Origin of the sequence: Streptomyces durocortorensis (assembly GCF_016901035.1) — a bacterium.
Lineage (GTDB): Bacteria > Actinomycetota > Actinomycetes > Streptomycetales > Streptomycetaceae > Streptomyces > Streptomyces durocortorensis.
The window spans coordinates 2,938-12,241 of sequence record NZ_JAFEUF010000210.1 but is presented as its reverse complement, the minus strand read 5'-3'; the positions used below and the strand labels follow the sequence as shown (position 1 = coordinate 12,241).

General features: G+C 73.2%; 1 protein-coding gene and 1 pseudogene. Both read right to left on the bottom strand.

The window, feature by feature from the left end:
• The coding region (locus tag JS521_RS28145; protein WP_372448624.1) for a type I polyketide synthase at positions 1-1,886 on the bottom strand (1,886 nt) is incomplete at its 3' end.
• Positions 1,883-9,106 (bottom strand): annotated as a pseudogene (locus JS521_RS28140) (type I polyketide synthase); the annotation flags it as partial. The pseudogene JS521_RS28140 and the gene JS521_RS28145, both read right to left, overlap by 4 nt.
• Positions 9,107-9,304 lie beyond the last annotated feature (198 nt).

Below are 9,304 nucleotides of genomic sequence, written 5' to 3'. Positions count from 1 at the left end.
CCGAACACCACCCCACGCAACGGCCGGCCCACATCCACCCGGGCACACACCGCATCAAAAGCATCCGCGAACACCGGAAAGGCTTCATACAGCTCGCGGCCCATCCCCGGCCGCTGCGACCCCTGACCCGAGAACAACAGCGCCGACTTGCCCGGGCGGACCTCCCCGCTCACCACACCAGCAGCCGGCACACCCCCGGCCAGCGCACCCAGCCCGGCCAGCAGCTCATCACGCCCACCACCCAGCACCACCGCACGATGCTCCAACGCCGACCGCGTCGTCGCCAGCGACCACCCCACATCCACCGCCGCCAACTCCGGCCGCGCCACAACAAACCCCCGCAGCCGCTCAGCCTGAGCACGCAAAGAACGCTCGTCCCGCCCGGAAAGCACCCACAGACCAACAGACGACGCAGAACCCGAACCCCCACCAACAACCCCAAGCCCAGCCCCAGCCCCAGCCCCGGGCCTGGGTTCGGCCTCGGGTTCGGGTTCGGGCTCCTCAGCCAAAACCCCCTCCACAATCACGTGCGCATTGGTACCACTGACACCGAACGAGGAGATTCCGACCCGGCGGGGCCGACCGGTCTCCGGCCAGGGGCGTGCCTCGGTCAGCAGTTCCATCTCGCCCGCCGACCAGTCCACCTGGGGGGTGGGCTCGTCGACGTGCAACGTCTTCGGGAGTACGCCCCGGCGGATCGCCTCCACCATCTTGATCACTCCGGCCATCCCGGCGGCGGCCTGGGTGTGGCCGATGTTGGACTTGATGGAGCCCAGGTAGAGGGGTTCGGTGCGGTCCTGGCCGTAGGTGGCGAGCAGCGCCTGCGCTTCGATCGGGTCGCCCAGGGTCGTGCCGGTGCCGTGTGCTTCGACGGCGTCGACCTCGGTGGGTGCGAGGGCCGCGCTTGCCAGGGCCTGGCGGATGACGCGTTGTTGGGCGGGTCCGTTGGGGGCGGTGAGGCCGCTGGAGGCGCCGTCGGAGTTGACCGCGCTGCCGCGCACGACCGCCAGCACCCGGTGCCCGTTGCGGCGCGCGTCGGAGAGCCGCTCCACCAGCAGCACCCCCACGCCCTCGCCCCAGCCGGTGCCGTCGGCGGCGGCGGCGAAGGACTTGCAGCGGCCGTCGGCGGCGCTGCCCTCTTCCAGGCCGAATCCGGCGAACATCATCGGCCCGGACATGACGGTGACCCCGCCGGCCAGGGCGAGGTCGCACTCGCCGGCGCGCAGCGCCTGCGCGGCGAGGTGCAGCGCCACCAGGGACGAGGAGCAGGCCGTGTCCACGGTGACCGTCGGCCCCTGCAGTCCGAAGGTGTAGGCGATGCGGCCGGAGAGGACGCTGCCGGCGTTGGCGGTGCCCAGGTAGCCGTCGAGGGCTTCGGGGTCGACCACGGACGGGTAGTCGTGGTACATCACGCCGGCGAAGACGCCGGTGCGTCCGCCGCGCAGGGTGCGTACGTCGATGCCTGCCCGCTCGAACGCCTCCCAGGACGCCTCGAGGAGCTGGCGCTGCTGCGGATCGGTGGCGGCGGCTTCCCTCGGGCTGATGCCGAAAAGCCCGGCGTCGAAGTCGCCGATGTCGTGGACGAATCCGCCGCGTGGCGCGGCTGCCGTCCGTGCCGGATCCCAGCCCCGGTCCGTGGGCAGCGGGCCGAGCGCGTCGGTGCCGGACTCGACCAGTGTCCACAGGTCTTCCGGGGAGCGGACGCCGCCGGGGTAGCGGCAGGCCATGCCGATCACCGCGATCGGTTCGCGTGGCTGGTCCTCCAGTTCGCGTACGCGGCGGTTGGCGTCGCGCAGTTGCGTCGTGGCTCGCTTCAGGTAGGCGAGGAGTTTTTCCTGCTGGTCCGGGTCCGTGTCGCTCATGGTCTGGTGTTCGTGTCCTCTCACGGCGTGTCGAACTCGGTGTCGAGGAGGTCGAAGACGTCCTCGATCGAGGCGGAGTCCAGGTTCTCCTGCGGCCTGGTCTGCTCGCCGTTGCATCGGTCGGCCAGGGCACGCAGTCGGGCCGCCACCCGGGCCCGGCCCTCCTTGTCGCCGTCCACGCGGGCCAGGTCGGTTTCCAGGCGGGCGAGTTCGGCCAGCAGTCTGTCGGCCTCCCGTACCGGTTCGGGATTCAGTTCCCTGCGGAGGTAGCGGGCGAGTTCGGTGCAGTTCGGGTGGTCGAAGACCAGCGTGGCAGGCAGTCGCAGCCCGGTGCCGGCGGCGAGCCGGTTGCGTAGTTCGACGCCGGTCAGGGAGTCGAGGCCGATTTCCAGGAAGCCCCGGTCGACGTCGATTTGCCCGGCGGTGGCGAAGCCGAGGGTGGTGGCCACCTGGCTGCGGACCAGGTCGAGCAGGATGCGCCGCTGGTCGGCCTCGGTCACTGCGGAGAGGGCGGCCCGCAGAGCCGCCGGGTCTGCCGAGCCGGCCTCCGTCCGCTGCTTCTGGCGGGGAACCAGTGTCCTGAACAGCGGGGGCACCAGGTCGCGTCCCCGCAGGGCCGCCGGCCGGAACGCCATCGGCACCACCAGGGACCGGCCGGCGGCACAGGCTGCCGAGAAGGCGGCCATGCCGTCCTGTGTGGTGAGCGTGCTCATGCCGGAGCGCGTCACCCGGCGTACGTCGGCCTCGGTGAGTGTTCCGGTCAGTCCGGTGCGTTCGGCCCACGGCCCCCAGGCCAGCGACACCGCGGGCAGCCCCAGCCGGCGGCGGTGCGCGGCGAAGGCGTCCAGGAACACGTTGGCAGCCGCGTAGTTGGCCTGTCCCGCTCCGCCGAGTACACCGGCCGCGGAGGAGAACAGGGCGAACGCTGTGAGGTCCGCGTCCTGGGTGAGTTCGTGCAGGTTGACCGCCCCTCGTACCTTGGGCCCGAGTACGCGCGCGAGGCTCTGGTCCGTCATGTGGGTGAGTACGCCGTCGTCCAGGACGGCGGCGGTGTGCACCACCGCGGTCAGCGGGTGCCGTGCGGGGATCCGGGCCAGGGTGTCGGCCAGCGCTTCGCGGTCGGCGACGTCGCAGGCGGCCACGGTTGCCCGGGCTCCGAGGTCCGCCAGTTCGGCGACCAGTTCGTCGGCGCCGGGGGCGGCCGGGCCGCTGCGGCTGATCAGCAGCAGGTGCCGCACCCCGTGGTGTCGCACCAGGTGCTGGGCGAGGGCGCTGCCGAGGGTGCCGGTGGCGCCGGTGACCAGTACGGTGCCGTCGGCTGTCTCCAGGCCGGTACGGGGCCCCGGTTCCGTCTCGTCGGCCGGTTCTTCGGGCGGAGGCATCCGGACCAGCCGGGGCGCGAGGAGCAGACCGCCGCGTACGGCGACGTCGGTCTCCTCCGCTTCCAGTGCGGCGACGACGGCCCGGTGCACCAGTGCGGGGTCCGGCTCGGTCGCCGGGTCGAGGTCGAGCAGCAGGAACCGGCCGGGGTGCTCGGCCTGTCCGGAGCGCACCAGGCCGCGTACGGGCGCGTTGACCAGGTCCATCAGGTCGTCGTCGCCGGTGGCGACCGCGCCTCGGGTGACCAGGACCAGGGGTTGTCCGGTGTGCTGTTCGTCGGCGATCCGGTCGCGGATCAGGCCGAGGGCCCGGGTGACGGCCTCTTCCACGGCGTCGGCCGTGTCGGGTCCGGTGGCGGGGGCGACGAAGGGCGCGAGGACGATGTCGGCCTCGTCGGGCTTGGTGTCCCCGAACGCCCCGTCCAGCCAGGTGTCGTCCCCGAGCTGCGCGAGCCGGCCGGAGACGGCGGCGGGGAGCGGTATCTCGGTATCCCAGTCGACGTGCAGGAGTGTGTCGGCCAGACCGTGGCGGACAGCTGCCAGTTCGGCGCCCGCCGGCCGGGCCACCAGGGCTCCCACTGCGCCGACCGGGGTTCCGGTGTCGTCGAAGAGTTCGAGGCCGATGCCGTCGTCGGACTCGGTGAGCCTGACCCGGAGTGTCGCGGCGCCGGTGGCGGGCAGCGTCACTTCCCGCCACAGGAAGGGGAGGTCCGCGGTGCGGCCGGCGTCGGCGTCGTCGCGCAGGCGGCGCAGCAGGCCGATGCCGTGCAGGGCGGCGTCGAACAGCGCCGGGTGGAGGAGGTAGCCCTTGTCGGACACCTCCTGGGACAGCCGTACCTCGGCGAAGAGTTCGTCGCCGCGGTGCCAGGCTCCGGTGAGCGACCGGAAGGCGGGGCCGTAGCTGTAGCCGGCGTCGGCGATGCTCTCGTAGAAGCCGGTGAGTTCGACCGGTTCGGCGCCCGGTGGTGGCCAGGTGGTGAGCGAGTGCGCGGTGGACGCGGCGGCGGGGGCCAGGGTGCCGGTGGCGTGCCGGACCCATGGTGTGTCCTGGAGGTCGGCGTCGCGTGCGTGGACGGACACCTCTCGGCGGCCCGTCCCGTCGGGAGCGCCGGCCGTGAGCTGCACTTCCACGGCGTGGTTCTCGCCCAGCACCAGTGGGGCGCCCAGGGCGAGTTCCTCCAGTACCGGGGTCTGTACCCGGGTGCCGGCGTGCAGGGCCATTTCCACGAAGGCGGTGCCCGGCAGCAGGACGGCGCCGAGAACGGCGTGGTCGGCCAGCCAGGGGTGGGTGCGTGTGGACAGCCGCCCGGTGAACACGGTGCTCGCGCCGTCGGCGAGCGTCAGTGTGGCGGTGAGCAGCGGGTGTCCGGTGCTGCTCAGGCCTGCTGCGCCGAGGTCGCCGACGCCCGGGGACGTGGTGTCGAGCCAGTACCGCTCTCGTTGGAAGGGGTACACCGGCAGGGGAACGGTCCGCACCGGCAGCCCGGTGAGGGGTGTGGTGGGATCGGCCGTGCCTCCGTGGGTGTGGAGTTCGGCGACGGAGAGGAGGAAGCGTTCGATGCCTCCGTGGTCGCGGCGGAGTGTGCCGAGCACGGTGACGTCGCCGGGGGTGAGGTCGGGGATGTCGTCGAGGATTTCGCCGAGCGCGGGTACGAGGACCGGGTGCGGGCCGATCTCCACCAGGAACCGGGCGCCCTGTTCCACCAGCCCGCGTACGCCCCGGTCGAGGTCGACGGGTGTGGCGAGGTTCTGCTGCCAGTAGGCGGCGTCGAGCAGTTCGCCGTCGGTCCGCTCTCCGGTGACCGTGGAGTGGAACGGGATGCTGCTCGTGCTGGGGCTGAGGCCGGTGAGCAGTTCTGCCAGCTCCTGTGCCGCCGGCTCTACTTGGGTGCAGTGGGAGGAGAAGTCGATCTGGAGGCGTTTCGCGCGGACGCCGTCCTTCTTGCAGGCGGCGAGGAAGTCGTCCAGTGCCTCGTGTTCTCCGGCGACGATGCTCCACGCGGGACTGTTGATCCCGGCCAGCGAGAGCCGTGTGCCCCACGGCTCCAGCAGGGCGCGGGTCCTTGCCGCCGGCAGGGCCACGGACGCCATGCCTCCCTTGCCGGACAGCGGGAGGAGGACCTTTCCGCGCAGGGCGACGACCCGGACCGCCTCGGCGCGTGTGAGCGCGCCGCAGGCGTAGGCGGCGGCGATCTCGCCGTGCGAGTGGCCCAGGACCATGTCGGGTTCGACGCCGTGGGCCCGCCAGAGCGCGACGAGTGCCGCGGTCACGCTGAACAGTGCGACCTGGGTCACATCGACCCGGTCCAGCGGCGGGGCGCCCTCGGCGCCGCGCAGCACGTCGATCAGTGACCAGTCCAGGTGGTGGGCGAACTCCTCGCCGCACGCGTACAGCTCGGCGGCGAAGACTTCGGAGGTGTCCATCAGTTCGGTGGCCATGCCTTCCCACTGGCCGCCCTGCCCGGGGAAGATGAAGGCGACCTTTCCGGGTCGTTCGACGCCCTGGACCAGGTGCGGTGCGGCGTCGCCGCGGGCGAGGGCCAGGAGCGCGGCCCGGCGGTCCGCGTCTTCGGCGGCTACCACGGCGGCGCGGTGTCCGAGCAGGGCACGGGTGGCGGTCAGTGAGTGGGCGAGGTCGGCGGGGTGGGCGGCGGGTGCGGAGTCCAGGTGTTCGAGGAGTCGCAGGGCCTGGCCGCGCAGGGCTTCCGCGCTGCGGGCGGACAGCATCCAGGGGGCCACCACGCCGTCGAGCTCGGGGGTGCTGCCGGGCTCGGGGGTGCGCTCCGGGTCCTGGGCGGTTGGCTCGGGCTGTTGCACGTACTGCTCCAGCACCAGGTGGGCGTTGGTGCCGCTGCCGCCGAAGGAGGAGACTCCGGCCCGCCGGGGGCGCCCGTCGGTGTCGGGCCAGGGGGTGGTCTGCGTCAGGAGTTCGACCGCGCCCGTCGACCAGTCGACGTGCGGGGTCGGTGCGTCGATGTGCAGGGTTGCGGGCAGGACTCCCTCGCGCAGCGCCATGACCGTCTTGATGACGCCACCGACGCCGGCCGCCGACTGGGTGTGACCGATGTTGGACTTCACCGAGCCGAGCCACAGCGGCCGGTCCTCGGCGCGGTTCTGGCCGTACGTCGCCAGAATCGACTGGGCCTCGATGGGGTCACCGAGGGTGGTGCCCGTGCCGTGCGCCTCGACGGTGTCGATGTCGGTGGCGTCCAGACGGGAGTTGGCCAGCGCCTGGCGGATGACCTTCTGCTGGGCGCGGCCGCTGGGGGCGGTCAGTCCGTTGGAGGCGCCGTCCTGGTTGACGGCGGTGCCGCGGATCAGCGCGAGTACCGGGTGTCCCGCGCGCAGCGCGTCCGAGAGGCGCTCGACGAGGATCACGCCGACTCCCTCGCCCCAGCCGGTGCCATCGGCGGCTGCGGCGAAGGGCTTGCACCGGCCGTCGGCGGCGAGGCCGCGCTGGCGGCTGAACTCGGTGAAGGAGGCGGGGGTGGCCAGGACGGCGGCGCCGCCGGCGACGGCCATGTCGCATTCGTTGTTCCGCAGCGCCTGGCAGGCGAGGTGGATGGCCACGGCGGAGGACGAGCAGGCGGTGTCGACGGTGGCGGCGGGTCCTTCGAGGCCGAAGGTGTAGGAGATGCGGCCGGACGCGGCGGCGGTTCCGGTGCCGGCGAGGAACAAGCCCTCGGTCTCGTTGCCTGGCTGCTGGGCCCCGATGCCGTAGCCGACGAAGGAGGTGCCGACGAAGACGCCCGTCTGGCTGCCCCGCAGGGACGACGGGGCGATCGTGGCCCGTTCCATCGCCTCCCAGGTCGCTTCCAGCAGCAGCCGGTGCTGCGGGTCGGTGGCTATTGCCTCGCGGGGGCTGATGCCGAAGAGGGAGGCGTCGAAGTGGGAGGCGTCCGTGAGGAATCCGCCCTCGTTGACGTAGGAGGTGCCGGGGTGGTCGGCGTCGGGGTGGTAGAGGTTGTCCACGTCCCAGCCGCGGTCCTGCGGGAAGGGCCCGATGGCGTCGGTGCCGTCCAGCACCAGCTGCCACAGGTCCTCGGGCGAGTTCACGCCGCCGGCGTAGCGGCAGCTCATGCCGATCACGGCCAGCGGCTCGTCCTCGGCGGCGCCGATGGTGCGGGCCGTGGTGCCCCCGGCCGGGTCCTGTTCGCCGAGCACCTCGGTGAGCAGGTGGTCGGCGAGGTCGGCGGGGGTGGGGTGGTCGAACACCAGGGTCGGCGGCAGTTTGCGGCCCGTGGCGGCCTGCAGGCGGTTGCGCACGTCGACGGCCATCAGTGAGTCGAAGCCCAGGTCCCGGAAGGCGCGGCCGGCCTCGATCGCGGCGGAGTCGGCGTAGCCGAGCGCGGCGGCGGCGTGCTCGGTCACGAGGGCGAGCAGGTGCTGGGTCCGCTGTGGTCCGGTCAACTCGACGAGCTGGTCATACAGTTCGTCGGTCTCGCCGGGGCGGTCGGCCGGGTTGTCGGGGGTCGTGAGTGCGGCCCGGGCCTCGGGGATGTCCATGATCAGGGGGCGGGCGCGGGCGGCGGTGTAGCCGGGTGCGAAGCGTGCCCAGTCGATGTCGGCGACGGTCAGGCAGGTGTCGTCGGCGTCCAGTGCCTGGTCGAGCGCTTCGAGGGCGAGGCGCGGGTCCATCGTGTGCAGTCCGCGCCGGCCGAGTTCCGCGGTGGCCTGTTCGTCGTCGGCCATGCCTGCTCCGGCCCAGCCTCCCCAGGCGACGGCGGTGGCTGCCAGGCCCCGGGACCGGCGGTTCTGGGCGCGTGCGTCGAGTACGGCGTTGCCCGCCGCGTAGGCGGCCTGGCCCGCGCCGCCCCAGACGCCCGCGCCGGAGGAGAAGAGCACGAACGTGGTGGCGTCACCGGCCAGTTCGTCCAGGTGCCGGGCGCCTTCGGTCTTGGCGGCGGTCACCGCGGCGAGGTCGCTCTCCTCGCAGTCGGCGAGCGCGGTCGCCTGCGCCACACCGGCGGCGTGGATCACCGTGTCGGCGGGGTGCTCGGCGAGCAACGCGGCGATCTGGTTCCGGTCGGTGACGTCGCATGCGGTGACGATCGTCTCGACGCCTCGTGCGGTGAGTTCGGCGGCCAGCTCCGGGGCGCCGGGGGTGTCCGGGCCGCGGCGGCCGGTGAGGACGAGTTTGTGTGCGCCCCGGTCGGCCATGTGGTGGGCGAGGTGGCGTCCGATGCCGCCGGTGCCGCCGGTGATCAGCACGGTGGAACCGGGCTGCCAGGACCGGACCGGTGTGCTCTGCGGGGCGCGGACCATGCGGCGTGCGAACACTCCGGCGGGGCGGAGCGCGAGCTGGTCCTCCGCAGCAGAGTCCGAGGAGTCCTCGGGCTGTTGTGCGAGGAGCCGCAGCAGTTTGTTCAGAACCCGGTCGTCCGGCTGCTCCGGCAGGTCGATGAGGCCGCCCCAGCAGTCGGGGCGTTCCAGTCCGGCCACCAGGCCCAGTCCCCAGGTGGCGGCCTGTGCGATGTCCCGTACCGGGTCCGTACGGCCGACGGAGACGGCGCCGCTGGTGACCAGGTGGATCGGGACCGGGGTCGGGCGGGCGGTGACGGTGCGCAGCAGGGTGAGGTTGCGTGCGGCTCCGACGCTGACGCCCGTGTGGAGAGGGTGCGGGCGGGAGTCGAGGGCGAGGAGCGAGATCACCCCGGAGAGCGGCTGGTGCCCGGACGGTTCCTGGGGCGGTTCGGCGGTCACGTGGGCCGTGCCGCCGGCCTGGTCGACCAGTGCGGCGAGCCGGCCGGCCAGTTCCTGCTGTTCCTTGCCGGCGACGATCGCCCAGGTGCCGGTCAGTGCGGGCCGGCCGGGCCCGGTGAGGGGTGTGTGCTTCCACTCGACCCGGTAGCGCCAGCCGTCCACGGTGGACCGGTCGTGGGAGCGGCGCCGCCAGGCCGCGAGTGCGGGCAGTGCGGGGGCGAGGGCGTCGGTGCCCAGGGACGCGGGGGGGGGGGGGGGGGGGGGGGGGGGGGGGCCGGCGCGGGGCCGGCGCGGGGGCCCGGACCGCGCGCGGCGCCCTCGCCGAGCGGCGCGCGCGCGCGGCCGGAGGGGCGCGGGCGG